General features: G+C 60.8%; 13 protein-coding genes. 4 read left to right on the top strand and 9 right to left on the bottom strand.

What is annotated here, in order from left to right; translation table 11 throughout:
- Positions 1–313 precede the first annotated feature (313 nt).
- Positions 314–1,447, top strand: coding sequence for an AGE family epimerase/isomerase (locus tag J3P85_RS02625; protein ID WP_434704794.1), 1,134 nt, complete (start codon positions 314–316; stop codon positions 1,445–1,447).
- Between the two features lie 136 nt (positions 1,448–1,583).
- Here J3P85_RS02625 and J3P85_RS02620 read toward each other — a convergent pair whose 3' ends face one another.
- From J3P85_RS02620 to amaB, 8 genes are all read right to left on the bottom strand, one after another.
- On the bottom strand, positions 1,584–2,348 hold the full coding sequence (locus J3P85_RS02620) for an SDR family oxidoreductase (protein ID WP_186730053.1): 765 nt from the start codon (positions 2,346–2,348) through the stop codon (positions 1,584–1,586).
- Positions 2,349–3,200: 852 nt separating this feature from the next.
- Entirely contained in the window at positions 3,201–3,917 is a 717-nt protein-coding gene (locus J3P85_RS02615) for an ABC transporter ATP-binding protein (protein WP_018606262.1), read from the bottom strand.
- The gene (locus tag J3P85_RS02610; protein ID WP_057448281.1) at positions 3,914–4,786 is read right to left on the bottom strand and encodes an ABC transporter ATP-binding protein; all 873 of its coding nucleotides are present in this window, start codon (positions 4,784–4,786) and stop codon (positions 3,914–3,916) included. Before J3P85_RS02610 ends, J3P85_RS02615 begins: the two co-directional genes overlap by 4 nt.
- Entirely contained in the window at positions 4,783–6,063 is a 1,281-nt protein-coding gene (livM, locus tag J3P85_RS02605) for a high-affinity branched-chain amino acid ABC transporter permease LivM (protein WP_186707824.1), read from the bottom strand. Before livM ends, J3P85_RS02610 begins: the two co-directional genes overlap by 4 nt.
- Before the next feature lie 2 nt (positions 6,064–6,065).
- Positions 6,066–6,980, bottom strand: coding sequence for an ABC transporter permease subunit (locus J3P85_RS02600; RefSeq protein WP_053117953.1), 915 nt, complete (start codon positions 6,978–6,980; stop codon positions 6,066–6,068).
- A gap of 253 nt (positions 6,981–7,233) precedes the next feature.
- A complete protein-coding gene (locus J3P85_RS02595) occupies positions 7,234–8,370 on the bottom strand; it encodes a branched-chain amino acid ABC transporter substrate-binding protein (protein WP_434704792.1) in 1,137 nt (378 codons plus the stop codon).
- Positions 8,371–8,740: 370 nt separating this feature from the next.
- Positions 8,741–10,024, bottom strand: a complete 1,284-nt coding sequence (gene amaA / locus J3P85_RS02590; protein WP_434704791.1) for an L-pipecolate oxidase — start codon at positions 10,022–10,024, stop codon at positions 8,741–8,743.
- A gap of 165 nt (positions 10,025–10,189) precedes the next feature.
- Positions 10,190–11,680, bottom strand: a complete 1,491-nt coding sequence (gene amaB, locus J3P85_RS02585; RefSeq protein WP_186707830.1) for an L-piperidine-6-carboxylate dehydrogenase — start codon at positions 11,678–11,680, stop codon at positions 10,190–10,192.
- A 180-nt stretch (positions 11,681–11,860) separates the two neighbouring features.
- Between amaB and J3P85_RS02580 the strand changes: the two genes are divergently transcribed.
- The 3 genes from J3P85_RS02580 (at position 11,861) to nadE (ending at position 15,078) form a co-directional block, all read left to right on the top strand.
- Positions 11,861–12,769 carry a LysR family transcriptional regulator gene (locus J3P85_RS02580; protein WP_434704790.1) on the top strand — a complete coding sequence of 303 codons (909 nt, stop codon included), beginning with the start codon at positions 11,861–11,863 and terminating at the stop codon, positions 12,767–12,769.
- Between the two features lie 250 nt (positions 12,770–13,019).
- Positions 13,020–14,246 carry a nicotinate phosphoribosyltransferase gene (pncB, locus tag J3P85_RS02575; RefSeq protein WP_186707835.1) on the top strand — a complete coding sequence of 409 codons (1,227 nt, stop codon included), beginning with the start codon at positions 13,020–13,022 and terminating at the stop codon, positions 14,244–14,246.
- Between the two features lie 4 nt (positions 14,247–14,250).
- Entirely contained in the window at positions 14,251–15,078 is an 828-nt protein-coding gene (nadE, locus tag J3P85_RS02570) for an ammonia-dependent NAD(+) synthetase (protein ID WP_434704789.1), read from the top strand.
- A gap of 126 nt (positions 15,079–15,204) precedes the next feature.
- On the opposite strand, the gene azu is transcribed toward nadE, so the two are convergent.
- Positions 15,205–15,651, bottom strand: coding sequence for an azurin (azu, locus tag J3P85_RS02565; protein WP_434704788.1), 447 nt, complete (start codon positions 15,649–15,651; stop codon positions 15,205–15,207).
- Between the last annotated feature and the right edge of the window lie 255 nt (positions 15,652–15,906).

Raw genomic sequence — 15,906 nt, 5'->3', positions numbered from 1 at the left:
GGAGCAAGCTCCCTCGCCACAAAAGCGCCCTCGCCACAGGGGTTGTGTGGGGATTCAGAGTGCGAAGAGATTGCAACCGCCAGCACCACCGCCCAACTCAACACCAACCGCCGCCACAACCGCGTTTTGGTGAGTCATTGAACGGTGCACCGCCCCCTTGTGGGAGCTTGCTCCCACAATTTGATCGGTATACACCGTACCCTGTGGGAGCGAGCTTGCTCGCGATGACGGACTTACAGGCGCCATCTCTCTGGAGTCGGCCACTCTGCTACCATGTCGCGCAATCGCCCCCCAGCCGTGACGACGTCCGCCCATGCCTGATGCTTCCCGCCCCGCTCCCCCGCCTGAATTGACCGCCCTGTTCGCAACAGTGCGGCAGCATTTTCACGACGTGATCGTGCCGATGTGGCAAGGCCCGGGCTGGAATGCCGAACTGGCGCTGCCCTATGAATCCCTGGATGCCGGACATGCACCTTTGCCACCCCAGCGCTACCGGGCCATGGCCTGTGCGCGACAACTGTATGTGTTTGCGAGCCTGATTGGCGAAGTGCCCCAGGCCGAGGAACGGGCCAGCGCACTGTTCCGCTCGCTCCAGCGCCATTTCCACGATGCCGAACATGGCGGCTGGTTCTACAGCATCGACCCGCAAGGCGCGCCGCTGGACACCGGCAAGGACCTCTATACCCACGCGTTTATCCTGTTCGCCTGCGCCCATTACTGGGGCAAGGTCCGCGAACCGCTGGTGGAATCGGTGCTCAACGCGAGCCTGGAAGTCATCGCCCGGCGCTTTGCCAGCGTCGACGGTCTCTACGAAGCCAGCCTCAAGCGCGATTGGTCGACGACGGGTTCCGGCCCTTTGCAAAACCCGTTGATGCACCTGGCCGAAGCGTTCCTCGCCACCCTCTCGGTCCGCGAAGATGCCAACGTCCGCCAAGCGTTGCTGGGCTTGTGCGACGGGATGGCCAAGCACTTCATCGATCCGCAGCAGCGGGTCATGATGGAAAAACCGCTCAAGGCTGTGGATAACTGGTTCGAGCCGGGCCACCAGTTCGAATGGTATTACTTGCTGGCCTCTTCCCCGCTGTTGCACAACGGCAAGTTGCACACCGCCCTGGAGCGCAGCTTCGGCCATACCGAACAACGCGGCGTCGATCCGGATTCCGGCGCGGTGTGCGCGATGCTGGCATTGGACACGCAAGCAGGCCCACGGGATGCTACCCAACGCATCTGGGCCCAGGCGGAATACTTGCGGGCGCTGACCTTGCGCCCGGACAATCAGGGGGCATTGCTACATCAACTACAGGCGTTGCGGCAGCATTTTCTTCATCCCCAAGGCTGGAATGAATGCCTCGACGCCGACGGCCTTGTCAGCCGCCGGGACATGCCGTCCACCACGCCGTATCACCTGCTGACCTGCTATCGCGGGCTGGCCGATTATCTGGCTTGACCCCACTGTGGCGAGGGAGCTTGCTCCCGCTGGGCCGCGCAGCGGCCCCAAAAAGCTTACGACTGCTTCGCAGCCGAGCGGGAGCAAGCTCCCTCGCCACAAGGGCTCAACATTTCCAGCTCAAGTACGTCAGCGGTCAGGCCTTGTTACGCTCAATCGCAAACCCAGCCCAGGTCTGGCTCACCGGCATCAGCTCCAGGCTGTTGATGTTGATGTGCGCCGGCGTGTTGAGCACCCAGAAAATCGTGTCGGCGATGTCTTGTGGCTGGATCGGCTCGGCGCCGGCATAGGTCGCGTTGTAGCGTTCCTGGTCGCCACCGAAGCGCACCAGGGAGAATTCGCTTTCGCACAGGCCCGGCTCGATGTTGCTCACCCGCACGCCCGTGCCTTGCAGGTCGCAACGCAGGTTCAGGGAGAACTGTTTGACGAACGCCTTGCTCGCGCCATACACATGGCTGCCCGGATACGGGTAATTGCCGGCAATGGAACCCAGGTTGACGATCCCGGCGCCACGGCCATGGGCGATCAGGCGCGGCAACAGCAGGCGGGTGCTGTAGATCAGCCCTTTGACATTGGTGTCGACCATGGTGTCCCAGTCATCGAGGTCGCACTTGGGCGCCGGGTCGACGCCCAGGGCCAGGCCGGCGTTGTTTATCAGCCCGCGCAACGTGGCGAAGGACGGCGGCAGGTTGGCGATGGCCTCTTCCATGGCCTTGCGATCGCGCACGTCCAGGACCAGGCCATGGACTTCGGTCTGCTTCGATAGCTCGGCACAAAGGGCATTGAGGCGTTCTTCACGACGACCGGTCAGCACCAGCTTCCAACCGGCCTCGGCAAAACGTCGGGCACAGGCTTCACCAAAACCGGATGTCGCGCCGGTGATAAACAGGGTGTCAGACATCGTGTTCTCCTTGTTGGAACTTCAAAAGCCGTTGAATGGAATCGGCCCACAGCATGCCCGGCCTGATACGTCGGGGGCAAGGTTTGCGACACGTGCTTTTGGTCCATAGCTGCTCATAAAACAACCAACCCACGCCAGGCCTTGCCCAGCAAGGCCCGCAGCCGGTTGCCCGCACGTTATCCACAGGCACGTCCACAGTAATCGGGGGCAAGTGCAAACCCCACAGGCCGCTGTGCATAAGGCTTTGCGGGGTATTTGGAAAATTTTTTCGCTTGACCCTGCAACTCAGGTTGTGCAACGCAAGTTATCTGCTATAAGTCAGCGCACCAGAGGCGATGGCTCCAAGCCAGTAACCACGGCCCTCAGCGCGGTCTTTCCAGAGTTTAATCACAGACTTATCCACAGGATCGCCCATAGACTTCGGGGCCCATTCCAGTGCTCAGAAAACTGTTGACAACAGCCGCTCCCGCTTGACCGAAACCGCCTGATCAAAAAATGATCACAGCTCTGCAAGCCACGTAATCAAAGGCTTTCAGCCAGCTACTCCCACGTTACCCACAGCCAGTTCCACAGCAAACGGGGACAAGTCAAAACCGTGACAAAACAACTGTTTGCGGCGACTTTATGTCGCGGTTTCACAGGGGCTCAGGATTGTTGTCCACAATTCTGAAAACGGCATAAATTCCCCTGTGGGAGCGAGCTTGCTCGCGATGGCGTCGGTTCAGTCAAAATCAACGTCGACTGATAGATCGCCATCGCGAGCAAGCTCGCTCCCACAGGGGCTTATGGTGTTCTGGAGGGATAAAAAAACCGGCGATTCACTCGCCGGTTTTTTTCATTGCTTCAACCGCCTCAATGCCCGCCCAGGTATGCGTTGCGCACCTCTTCGTTGGCGAGCAGTTCCTTGCCGGTGCCGGTCAGGCGGATTTCACCATTGACCATCACGTAGGCCCGGTCCGACAGCCTGAGGGCGTGGTTGGCGTTCTGTTCCACCAGGAAAATAGTCATCCCGGTGGAGGCCAGTTCACGCAGGGTGGCGAAGATCTGTTTCACCACGATCGGCGCCAACCCCAGGCTCGGCTCATCGAGCAGCAACAACTTCGGCCGGCTCATCAATGCCCGGGCGATGGCGAGCATTTGCTGCTCGCCGCCGGACATGGTCATGGCCCGCTGGTTGCGGCGCTCCTTGAGCCGCGGGAACAACTCGAACATGCGTTGCATGTCTTCGCTGGCGTATTTGTCACCGATGGGAATGGTGCCCATCAGCAGGTTTTCCTCGACCGTCATGTCGGGGAAAACACGCCGCCCTTCTGGCGACTGCGCGATGCCGTTGGAGGCGATGTAGTGGGAGGACTTGTGGGTGATGTCCACGCCCTGGTAGATGATCTGCCCGCCCGCCGCGCGGGGCTGGCCAAAGATCGACATCAACAGCGTGGACTTGCCGGCACCGTTGGAGCCGATCAGGCTCACGGTCTCGCCTTCGCCAATGTGCATCGAGACTTTCTTCAGGGCCTGGATCGGCCCGTAGAACACATCCAATTCCTTGAGTTCGAGGATAGGTCCACTCATACCAGTTCCTCTTCATCGGCACCCAGGTAGGCCGCGATCACCTTCGGATCGTTGCGAATCGCCTCGGGACCACCCTCGGCGATCACGTTGCCGTGGTCCAGCACCACGATGTGGTCGGAAATACTCATTACCATGCCCATGTCGTGTTCGATCAGCACCACGGTCAGATCATGCTCGTCGCGCAGCAGCCGGATCATCGCGCTCAGCGCTTCGGTTTCCTGAGGGTTGAGGCCGGCGGCCGGTTCATCGAGGCAGATGATCTGCGGACGCGTGCACATCGCCCGGGCGATTTCCAGGCGCCGTTGCTGACCGTAGGAAAGCTCTCCGGCCAGGCGGTTGGCGCAATCCACCAGGTCCACCACCTCCAGCCAATAGAACGCATGGTCCAGGGCGTCGCTTTCAGCCTTGCGGTAGCCCTTGGTGTTGAGGATGCCCGCCACCAGGCTGCGGTTGACCCACATGTGCTGGGCCACCAGCAGGTTTTCCAGCACCGACATTTCCTTGAACAGGCGAATGTTCTGGAAGGTCCGCGCCAGGCCGGCGCGGTTCACCAGGTGGGTGCCGCCGAACATCTTGTAGTACAGCCGGCTGGCGAAGGATTTCGGCGAGACGAAGTCGGTCGGGCGAAACGCTTCGCCCAACAACTTGATGACGTTGGTCTGCTCACCGCGCACGTTAAGCTCGATCTTGCCGCCTGAAGCCTTGTAGAAACCGGTCAGGCAGTTGAACACCGTGGTCTTGCCCGCACCGTTGGGGCCGATCAGGGCGAAGATCGAGTTGCGCTTGACCTGCAGGCTGACATCGCTGAGGGCCTTGATGCCACCGAACTGCATCATCAGGTTTTCAACTTTGAGTACGACTTCGCTCATGGCGCTACCCCCTTGCGCGGCGTCACACCGGTACGGCTGATACGGATCAAGCCGCGCGGGCGCCAGATCATCATCAGCACCATCAGTACGCCGAACAGCAGCACCCGGTATTCAGAGAAACTGCGCAAAAGCTCCGGCGCCACGGTGAGCACGAAGGCGGCAATCACCACGCCGACCGTCGACCCCATGCCGCCCAGCACCACGATCGCCAGGATCAACGCCGACTCGAAGAAGGTGAACGACGACGGGTTGACGAAGCCCTGGTAACTGGCGAAGAAAACCCCGGCCAGGCCAGCCGTGGACGCGCCGATGGTGAAGGCCGAGAGCTTGACCAGCACATGGTTCAGGCCCATGGAGCGGCAGGCGATCTCATCCTCGCGCAGGGCTTCCCAGGCACGTCCGACCGGCATGCGGGTCAGGCGATGCTTGATGTAGAGCACCAGCAATACCGTGATGAACAGCACGATGTAGATGAACAGGAATTTGATGTTGGGGTTGTAGTCGAGGCCGAAGAACTCATGGAACGGCACCCCGCCATCTTTCGCTCGCCGGCCGAACTCCAGGCCGAAAAAGGTTGGCGACGGCACGGGCATGCCATTCGGCCCGCCAGTGAACGACAGCCAATTGTTCAGCACCAACCGGATGATCTCACCGAACCCCAGGGTCACGATGGCCAGGTAGTCACCGTGCATTCGTAACACCGGGAATCCCAATATGCACCCCGCCATTGCCGCCGCGATGGCCGCCAGCGGCAATACGGTCCAGAAACCCAGCCCCAGGTATTGGTAGCCCAGCGCCAGGCCATAGGCACCGATGGCATAGAACGCCACGTAACCCAGGTCGAGCAGCCCCGCCAAGCCGACCACGATGTTCAGGCCCAGGCCCAGCAACACGTAGATCAGGCCGAGAATGACCACGGTGAGCACGTATTTGTTGGCGAAGAACGGAAACACGATGGCAATCACGATCAGCGCCGGGATGATCCAACGCAGGCGCGACTTGTAGTCCGGCGGCAGCACATGCACGCCGGAGCCGGTGCTTTCGAAGCCCTGGAGAATCTTCAGTCCCTTGGGAGTTTGCAGGAACAGGCTCAAGGCAAAACGGCCGATCATCACGATCGCCACCAACCAGCCGACCCGGGCCGGTTGCAGGTTGAAGCTGTAGCCGTCGAGCACCACGCCGACAATCGGCCCGAACACGATCAACGAGATCAGGCCGGCCAGGATCGCGTCGATGACGCTCTGTTTGATATCAAGCGGTTTATTGGCAGCAGACATACTTATACCTTCGCCACGAGTGGGCGACCCAGCAGGCCTTGGGGACGGAAGATCAGGATCAGCACCAGCAGCGAGAAACTGAACACGTCTTTGTAGTCAGAGTTGATCAGACCGGAGAACAGCGACTCGGAGATCCCGAGGATGATCCCGCCAAGCATCGCCCCAGGCAGGGAGCCAATGCCGCCGAGTACCGCTGCGGTGAACGCCTTGATGCCGATGATGAAGCCGGCATAGAAGTCGAACGTGCCGTAGTTCATGGTGATCAGCACGCCGGCCAGGGCCGCCATGGCTGCACCGATGATGAACACGTAGGAAATCACCCGATCGGTGTTGATCCCCAGGATCGAGGCCATCTTGCGGTCTTGCTGGGTGGCGCGGCACATGCGCCCGAGCTTGGTGTATTTGATGATGTAGGTCAGCGCGGCCATCCCGGCGAACGCAGCGACCAGGATGAAAATCTTGGTGTAGGTGAGCTGGACGAAACCGCTGCCGATGTCGACGCGCATGGCGCCTTCGAGCAGCGTCGGGATCCCTTGTTGACGGGCGCCCTGGCTGATTTGTGCATAGTTCTGCAAGATCAGCGAGATGCCGATGGCACTGATCAGCGGTGCCAGCCGGGTGGAGTTGCGCAGGGGTTTGTAGGCGACGCGTTCGATGACCCAGCCGTATACGCCGGTGACCACGACCGTGAACACGAGGGTGCCAAGGATCATTAGCGGAAAGGATTCAATACCGAAGTAAGCCAGCAGAGCCAGACTGATTGCCGCGAGGTAAGCGGAAATCATGTAAACCTCGCCATGGGCGAAGTTGATCATGCCGATGATGCCGTAGACCATTGTGTAGCCGATGGCGATCAGACCATAGACCGACCCGAGGGTCAGGCCATTGATCAGTTGCTGCAGGAAAATACCATCCATAACGCAATCTCACGCAGTGAGACAGCACATCCCGGGGACGCGACGACGGGTTCGAAGCCCAGCGCCAAAGGATGTGCGGCTCGTAGAAAAAAACAGACGGGCCTTTGGCTAATGCCAATCAGGACAGGGTGAACACAGTCTCCGTGGCGAGGGAGCTTGCTCCCGCTGGACTGCGCAGCAGTCCCCTTTTTGGGGCCGCTACGCGCCCCAGCGGGAGCAAGCTCCCTCGCCACAGGCTAGTCATCCCTTCAAATTACTTCTGTTTTTCCAACTGGTGGTATTTGCCGTCCTTGTCCCACTGGTAGACCACGTAGTCGGAGACTTTCAAGTCGCCTTTGGTGTCCCACTCCTTCTTGCCCATCACGGTCTGGACAGGGTTGGCCTTGAGCCACTTGGCCGCATCCTCGCCTTTGTTGGACTTGGCGCCGTTGAAGCCGGCGGCCAGGGCCTGGACCGAAGCGTAGGCGTACAGGGTGTAGCCTTCAGGCTCGGTGCCATTCTTGCGGAACTCTTCAACCACGACCTTGCTGTCTGGCAGCAAGCGCGGGTCGGCGCCGAAGGTCATGTACACGCCATCGACGTATTGCGCGCCGCCGGCGGTGGTGACCAGTTCGTCGGTAACGATGCCATCGTCGGACATGAACTTCACGTCCTTGAGGCCTTGCTCACGCAACTGGCGAACCAGCGGGCCGGCTTCCGGGTGCAGGCCACCGAAGTAGACCACGTCGGCGCCAGCCCCACGGATCTTGGTGACCACGGCGCTGAAGTCTTTCTCGCCACGGGTCAGGCCTTCGTACAGCACCGGGGTCACGCCACGCTTGATCAGTTGTGCCTTGGTGGCATCCGCCAGGCCCTGGCCATAGGTGTCCTTGTCATGCAGGACAACGACTTTCTTGCCCTTGAGCACGTCGACGATGTAGTCGCCGGCCACGATGCCTTGCTGGTCGTCACGACCGCACATGCGGAACATCGCGCTGAGGCCGCGCTCGGTCACGGCCGGGTTGGTCGAGCCGGGGGTGATGGCGATGATGCCGGCTTCGTCGTAGACCTCGGAGGCCGGGATGGTGTTGGACGAGCAGAAGTGCCCGACCACACCGATCACCTTGTCCTGGTCAACCAGGCGGTTGGCAACGGCCACGGCCTGCTTGGGCTCGCAAGCATCGTCACCGGCAACCAGTACGATCTTCTCGCCGTTGACGCCACCCGCTTTGTTAATGACATCGGCCGCTGCCTGCGCACCCTTCATGTACTGCTCGCCAAATGCGGCGTTGGCGCCGGTCATCGGCCCCGCCACACCAAATTTCACATCAGCTTGAGCAAACGCAGGAACACCCAATGCAGCTGCCACTGCGAGGGCCAGGAAACCTTTCTTGTAAAACGTCTGGGACATGAGGTGGTGCTCCAAGGTTTTTTTTAGTTGGCACTGCGACTTCATTTCACTGAAAAGCTCAGAGCAAGGGCCGTGCCATCGGTTTTTTATTCTGGAAAAAGTCGCTGCTTTATTGTTATTTCGACTGTTTCGAGCCCTTTTTCATAGGGCGTGCAACCGTCTAAACCGCACGAGGTGCAACCTTTTATTTAAATGGGTGAAACCCTCCGTGAGCCATCATTGCAACCATCACACGAAACGGCGTGCAACCACTGTGTAACAACCCACGTCACCGAACTGCACACTGTCGGTGCGCGACTGCTACAAGCCGCACCATAACAGGCTAGACGCTACGCTAGAAAACGCGGCTTCCAGCAACAATTTTCAACACTCAAATGACGATCCGCAGGCACTGGCCCGCGTGATACAGCGAAAAGCCCGCCTCATACAGGCAACTGCGCAACCCCACCCCAGCCAGCGGCTGCATGGGCGCGAACGGGATCGGCAGGGCCTGGGCGTTACCGTGGCAGAGGTAATCGGCGAACGCCTTGCCGACCACCGTACCGGTGGTCACGCCCCGGCCGTTGTAACCGGTCACAGCCACCAGTCCGGGCGCCGGCTCGAACAGACGCATCAGGTGATCGGGGGTGAAGGCGATGCAACCGGTCCAGGTGCACTCCCACTCCACCGGTTTGAGGTAAGGAAAATAGTGTTGCTGCACCCGGTCGGCCCAGGCCTTGAGGAACCAGGTCGGCTTGCGGTTGCCGTTGCCCAGGCTGCCCAGCAGCAAGCGGCCGTCCTTGTCCCGGCGGATGCTGCTCAGCACCTGGCGGGTATCCCACGAACCCTGGCCGCCCGGCAGGATGCGGTGGGCGGCCTCGTCGGTCAGAGGGACCGAGGCGACCTGATAGTAATAGCCGGGGAAAAAATTGCGCCGCAGTTCGGTCCAGTCGCCCTCGGTGTAGGCGTTGGAGGCAATCACCACCTGCTCGGCCAGTACCGAACCCTGGGCGGTTTGCACCGACCAGCGCTGGCCTTGGCGTTCCAGGCGGGTCACCGGGGAATGGTCGAACAACTGGCCGCCCAGGTCCGTGGCGGCCTTGGCCAACCCGCTGGTGTAGGCCATCGGGTTGAGCGTGCCGGCGCGGCGGTCAAGCAATGCCGCGGCGATTTTCGAAGTGCCGGTCGCCTCCGCGCAGGCCTGGCCGGTGAGCAATTCCACCGGGGCGCCACGGCGTTTCCATTGTGCTTCGCGACTGCGCAGGTCGGCCTCGCCCCGGGCGTTATGGGCCATGTGCAGGGTGCCTTCGCGACGCAACTGGCAATCAATGTTGTATTTATCGATGAGACTGAACACCAAGGCTGGCGCAGCCCCCAGCATGCGGTTGAGCTGGCTGCCCACCGCCTCGCCGAACCCGGCCTCGATGTCATCCGGCGGGATCCACAGCCCGGCGTTCACCAGGCCGACGTTGCGTCCCGACCCGCCCTGCCCGGCCCGATGGGCTTCCAGCACAGCCACGCGCTTGCCTTGTTCGAGCAAGTGCACCGCCGCCGACAGCCCGGTGAAGCCTGCGCCGATCACACAGACATCCACCGTGATTTCACCGGTGAGCGCCGTGTTTTCGGGCCTTTGCGGCGTCAGTTTTTCCCACAGACATTCTTCGCGTAACGGCATTGCCAGACTCCGAAAATGAAACCTAACCATCACACTATTCAGTGTGGGAGCGAGCTTGCTCGCGATGGCGGCGACACATTCAATGGCTATGTGACTGACAGACCGCTATCGCGAGCAAGCTCGCTCCCACAGGGGGTTCCCACAGGAATTTTTGTCGACTCGATATCAGTCGAAGGTAATCCCCTGCGCCAACGGCAACTCCAGCGAGTAATTCACGGTGTTGGTCTGGCGGCGCATGTAGCCGCGCCAGGCGTCGGAACCGGATTCGCGACCGCCGCCGGTTTCTTTTTCGCCGCCGAACGCGCCGCCGATTTCCGCGCCGCTCGGACCGATGTTGACGTTGGCGATGCCACAGTCGCTGCCCACGGCCGACATGAACTGCTCGGCTTCACGCACGTCGGTGGTGAAGATGCAGGACGACAGGCCCTGGGGCACGGCATTGTTCAAATGCAGGGCCTCGGCAAAGTCCTTGTAGCCGACCACGTACAGGATCGGCGCGAAAGTTTCATGGCGCACCACATCACTCTGCTCGGGCATCTCGACGATGGCCGGCGAGACGTAATAGGCATTCGGGAATTGGTCTTCAAGCTGGCGCTTGCCACCAAACACGCGACCGCCTTCGCTCAAGGCCTGCTCCAGCGCGTCCTGCATGCCCTCGAAGCTGTGCTTGTCGATCAGCGGTCCGACCAGGTTGCCTTCCAGCGGATGGCCAATGCGCACTTTCGAATAGGCGGCCTTGAGGCGGGTGACGATCTCTTCCTTCACCGACTCATGGGCAATCAGGCGACGCAGGGTAGTGCAACGCTGGCCGGCGGTGCCGACGGCGCTGAACAGGATGGCGCGCACGGCCATGTCCAGGTCGGCGCTCGGCGCCAGGATCATGGCGTTGTTGCCGCCCAACTCCAGGATGCTGCGGGCGAAACGCGCGGCGACTTTCGGCGCCACTTCACGGCCCATGCGGGTGCTGCCGGTGGCGCTGATCAAGGCCACGCGCGGGTCATCCACCAGCGCTTCACCGGCATCGCGGCCACCGATGATCACCTGGCTCAGGTACGGTGGCGCGTCGCTGAAGTTCTTCAGCACGCGCTCGAACAGCGCCTGGCACGCCAGGGCGGTGAGCGGAGTCTTTTCCGAGGGTTTCCAGATCACCGAGTTGCCGCAGACCAGGGCCAGCGTGGTGTTCCAGGCCCAGACCGCGACGGGGAAGTTGAAGGCACTGATCACCCCGACCACGCCCAGCGGATGCCAGGATTCACGCATGTGATGGCCCGGGCGTTCGGAGGCGATGGTCAAACCGTACAACTGGCGGGACAGGCCGACGGCGAAGTCGCAGATGTCGATCATCTCTTGCACTTCACCCAGGCCTTCCTGGGTGATCTTGCCGGCTTCCCAAGACACCAGTTCGCCGAGATCGGCCTTGTATTCACGCAACAGATCGCCGAATTGACGCACCAGCTCGCCGCGACGCGGGGCCGGCACCTTGCGCCACAGGTCGAAGGCATGCTCGGCACGGCTGACCTGCTGCTCGACTTCAGCGGCGCCTTCCCAGTTCACGGCACCGATACGACTGCCATCGATAGGCGAATGCACCGGCTGTGCGCCGCCCTGGTACAAGGCCGGATTGACGCCCAGACGATCAAGCAATGCAGCAACCATGGGATAACTCCTCTAAACGAGCGATAAAAGATTGGCAGACGGACAATCACCCTCTGCGCAGGCCTCTAGTTTTAGCTGGCTCGAGTCTTGCCAACAAACGACCATTAAGCGAGATATCATTCCGTTTATTCATGCTGCCCCTGACTCGATTTATAGAGCAACAAGAAAAAGGCCCTCGTCATGCTCAATAAGCGCTATTTACCGTCGATCACCGCCCTCCAGTGCTTCGAAGCCGTGACCCGCCACCTGAGCTTTACCCGTGCCGCCGAAGAGCTTCACCTGACCCAGAGTGCCGTCAGCAAACAGGTCGCCCAGCTTGAGGAATTGTTGCAGCACCTGCTGTTCCGGCGTGTGCGCCGTCGCTTGCAGCTGACACCGGCCGGGGATTTGTATCTGGGGGAAGTACGAAAAATCCTCACCCAGGTGGAGATGTCTACCCATTACCTGCGGTCCTACGGTGGCGACACCGAAGTCCTGCGTGTTTCCACGCCCCCGACCTTTGGGGCTCGCTGGCTGGTCCCGCGCCTGAAAGGCTGGCGCCTGCGTCATCCGAAAATTCATCTGGACCTGTGCAGCGAGCAGGAAGCCGACGACTTGCAGCAGGGGCGCAGCGACCTGGCGTTCTACTTCGGCCAGGGTTCACGTCCCGGCACCGAGTCCCTGAGACTGTTCGACGAGGAGCTGGTGCCAGTCTGCGCGCCCGGCAGCCTTCCCGGCCAGCCCTTCACCGACCCGACCCAATTGGCCGGGTTGGTGCTGCTGCAAAACGCCTCGCGACCCCAGGCCTGGCACGACTGGTTCGACAGCCAGGGCTACCACACCGAACACAGCTACCACGGCCCGCGTTTCGAAACCTTCTACATGTGCATTCGCGCCGCCCAGGTCGGCTGTGGCGTCGCCCTGCTGCCACGGTTCCTGGTGGAAGAAGAACTGGCCGACGGCAAGCTGGTCATCCCCTGGCCCCACGCGATGCCCAGCACCAGCGCCTATTACCTGGCCTATCCGGAGCATTCGGCGGAAGTACCCAAGGTGCGGCTTTTCGTGGAGTGGATGCTGGAGCAGATCGACAGCCCGCAGGTACCGCAATAACGGCACCCCACACAAAACCCGTGGCGAGGGAGCTTGCTCCCGCTCGGGTGCGAAGCACCCGCAAAAAAAGGGGAGCGCTTCGCACTCCAGCGGGAGCAAGCTCCCTCGCCACAGTAAGCGCGCTCCCGCAAAGGCCTGTGGACTGTTAAAAAATCGCTGGCAAAACCCACCAGGGTTATGCGCCACTAGCCCCTTCACTACAAACTGCCGAACTTCGCTGCCCACGGCTGCGGCCTGTCTGGAGAACCCTATGAGCGAGAGCGTATTTGCCGATCGTATCGTGCAGAACCTGCTCGACACCGACTTCTACAAACTGACGATGATGCAGGCGGTGCTGCACAACTACCCCAACGTCGAAGTCGAGTGGGAGTTCCGTTGCCGCAACAGCGAAGACCTGCGTCCGTACCTGGCGGAGATCCGCTTCCAGATCGAGCGCCTGGCGGAGTTGAACCTGAGCGCCGACCAGCTGGGTTTCCTGGAGCGCATCAGCTTCCTCAAGCCAGATTTCCTGCGGTTCCTGGGGCTGTTTCGCTTCAACCTGCGCTACGTGCACACCGGCATCGACAACGGCGAGCTGTTCATCCGCCTGCGCGGACCGTGGCTGCATGTGATCTTGTTCGAAGTGCCGCTGTTGGCCATCGTCAGCGAAGTGCGCAATCGCTATCGCTACCGTGAAGTCGTCCTGGAACAGACCCGCGAGCAGCTGTACCGCAAGTTCGACTGGCTGAGCGCCAACGCCAGCGCCGATGAGCTGTCCGAGCTGCAAGTCGCGGACTTCGGCACCCGTCGTCGGTTTTCCTTCCGCGTTCAGGAAGAAGTGGTCAACGTCCTCAAGCACGATTTCCCCGGGCGTTTCGTCGGCACCAGTAACGTCCACCTGTCCCGGGAGCTGGACATGAAACCCCTCGGCACCATGGCCCACGAGTGGATCATGGCCCATCAGCAACTGGGCCCGCGGTTGATCGACAGCCAGATCGCCGCCCTCGATTGCTGGGTGCGTGAATACCGAGGCCTGCTGGGTATCGCACTCACCGATTGCATCACCATGGACGCCTTCCTCAAGGATTTCGATCTGTTCTTCGCCAAGCTGTTCGACGGCTTGCGCCATGACTCGGGCGACCCGGTGATCTGGGCTGAAAAAGCCATTGCCCACTACCACAAGCTCGGCATCGACCCGATGAGCAAGACCCTGGTGTTCTCCGACAGCCTGACATTACCCAAATGCCTGGAGATTTTTCGGGCGTTGCGTGGTCGCATTAATGTCAGCTTCGGTATCGGCACCCACCTGACCTGCGACATCCCGGGTGTCGAGCCCATGAGCATCGTGCTTAAAATGATCAGCTGTGCCGGGCAACCCGTGGCCAAGATTTCCGATGAGCCCGGCAAGACCCACTGCAAGGACCCGAATTTCGTCGCCTACATGCGACACGTTTTCCAAGTACCTGCCGCCCTTTCAGACGCATCAAGCAAGGAGTGAATTCATGCAAGCCGTACAGCGTGAGATTGCTGAACAGCTCAAGGTCCAGCCACCGTTCGCCAATGACGCCGCCCTCAAGGCCGAAATCGCCCGGCGAGTGAGCTTTATCCAGGATTGCCTGGTCAATTCCGGGCTCAAGTCCCTCGTGCTGGGCATCAGCGGGGGCGTCGACTCGCTGACCGCCGGGCTGCTGGCCCAACGCGCCATGCGCGAACTGCGGGAGAAAACCGGCAACGCCGCCTACAAGTTCATCGCCGTGCGCCTGCCGTACGAAACCCAGTTCGACGAACATGAAGCACAGGCCTGCGTGGACTTCATCGACCCGGACGAGCGCCATACCGTCAACATCGGCCCGGCGGTCAAGGCCTTGGCCGAGCAAGTCGCGGCGTTCGAGGGCAAGGCGGCGGTGTCGCGGGATTTCGTGCTGGGCAATACCAAGGCGCGGATGCGCATGGTGGCGCAATACACCATCGCCGGCGCTGAGCAGGGCCTGGTGATCGGCACTGACCATGCGGCTGAAGCGGTCATGGGTTTCTTCACCAAGTTCGGTGACGGTGCCTGCGACCTGGCACCGTTGAGCGGCCTGGTGAAAAACCAGGTCCGGGCCATCGCCAGGGATTTCGGCGCGCCGGAATCGCTGGTGGAAAAAGTCCCCACCGCCGACCTTGAAGACCTGTCGCCCGGCAAGCCGGATGAAGCCTCCCACGGCGTGACCTACGCCGAGATCGATGCGTTCCTGCACGGCCAACCGGTTCGCGAAGAGGCGGTCAAAATCATTTGTGACACCTATCGCAAGACCGAGCACAAGCGCGTGATGCCGTACGCCCCGTAAACACAGGGGGAAGAGCTCCCCTTGTGGGAGCGAGCTTGCTCGCGATAGCGGTGGGTCAGCTTGCATGGATGTTGAATGCGCTGACGCCATCGCGAGCAAGCTCGGCTCCCACAGGATAGGCGGTGGTTACTTCAGGGTAACGGTGCCTTTCATCATCGAGATGTGGCCTGGGAACGAGCAGAAGAAGCCGTACTTCTCCGAAGCGCTGAGTTTCGACACGTCGAAGGTCACCGAGTCGGTTTCCTTGGCACCAATGAGTTTGGTGTGGGCGATGACACGAGCATCACCTTCCTTGAGATAGTTCTTGTCGATACCGGCGCTCAGACCATCGGTGGCAATCGGCTGCATGTCAGCCTCCTTGCTCAGCACCCAGTTATGGCCCATGACGTTTTTCGGCAGGCTGCCCGAGTGCGTCAGCTCAACAGTGAACGTCTTGCAGCTCTTGTCGATCTCGATGGCCTTGGTGCTGAAGGACATCTGGTCGGTCGAGTCGATGGTGGTCTTGCACTCCGCTGCCATCAGTTGGCTGCTGGCCAGTGTCAACAGGGATACTGCTACAAGTTTGGCAAACATCGTGAATCTCCAAGGCATGGTTAACAAAATTCCGTCAAAGGAAAAGACTGCCTGATTTTCCGGCAAGTTCCTATGACCTGAGTCAAAGATTGTATACAACTTAAGCCTATCAGCCTGATGGACAGAATCAACCAGCCAGAAGTATGAGGCGGCCCTATGATCAGGCCCATCATCTTCTGGAGCGATCATCATGAACTTCAATAGCCTGCTGTGCAGCTTGCTCGCCGCCTACGCCTGCGGCGCCAGCGGTACCTA

The sequence above is a fragment of the Pseudomonas sp. Z1-12 genome (assembly GCF_051132015.1).
GTDB lineage: Bacteria > Pseudomonadota > Gammaproteobacteria > Pseudomonadales > Pseudomonadaceae > Aquipseudomonas > Aquipseudomonas zanjanensis.
Note: the sequence above shows the minus strand (reverse complement) of the source record. Positions and strands in the feature narration are given on the sequence as shown.

Coding starts and splice junctions, on each gene's coding strand:
- J3P85_RS02625 (WP_434704794.1), top strand. CDS start 314: ATGCCTGATGCTTCCCGCCCCGCTCCCCCGCCTGAATTGACCGCCCTG.
- J3P85_RS02620 (WP_186730053.1), bottom strand. CDS start 2,348: ATGTCTGACACCCTGTTTATCACCGGCGCGACATCCGGTTTTGGTGAA.
- J3P85_RS02615 (WP_018606262.1), bottom strand. CDS start 3,917: ATGAGTGGACCTATCCTCGAACTCAAGGAATTGGATGTGTTCTACGGG.
- J3P85_RS02610 (WP_057448281.1), bottom strand. CDS start 4,786: ATGAGCGAAGTCGTACTCAAAGTTGAAAACCTGATGATGCAGTTCGGT.
- livM (WP_186707824.1), bottom strand. CDS start 6,063: ATGTCTGCTGCCAATAAACCGCTTGATATCAAACAGAGCGTCATCGAC.
- J3P85_RS02600 (WP_053117953.1), bottom strand. CDS start 6,980: ATGGATGGTATTTTCCTGCAGCAACTGATCAATGGCCTGACCCTCGGG.
- J3P85_RS02595 (WP_434704792.1), bottom strand. CDS start 8,370: ATGTCCCAGACGTTTTACAAGAAAGGTTTCCTGGCCCTCGCAGTGGCA.
- amaA (WP_434704791.1), bottom strand. CDS start 10,024: ATGCCGTTACGCGAAGAATGTCTGTGGGAAAAACTGACGCCGCAAAGG.
- amaB (WP_186707830.1), bottom strand. CDS start 11,680: ATGGTTGCTGCATTGCTTGATCGTCTGGGCGTCAATCCGGCCTTGTAC.
- J3P85_RS02580 (WP_434704790.1), top strand. CDS start 11,861: ATGCTCAATAAGCGCTATTTACCGTCGATCACCGCCCTCCAGTGCTTC.
- pncB (WP_186707835.1), top strand. CDS start 13,020: ATGAGCGAGAGCGTATTTGCCGATCGTATCGTGCAGAACCTGCTCGAC.
- nadE (WP_434704789.1), top strand. CDS start 14,251: ATGCAAGCCGTACAGCGTGAGATTGCTGAACAGCTCAAGGTCCAGCCA.
- azu (WP_434704788.1), bottom strand. CDS start 15,651: ATGTTTGCCAAACTTGTAGCAGTATCCCTGTTGACACTGGCCAGCAGC.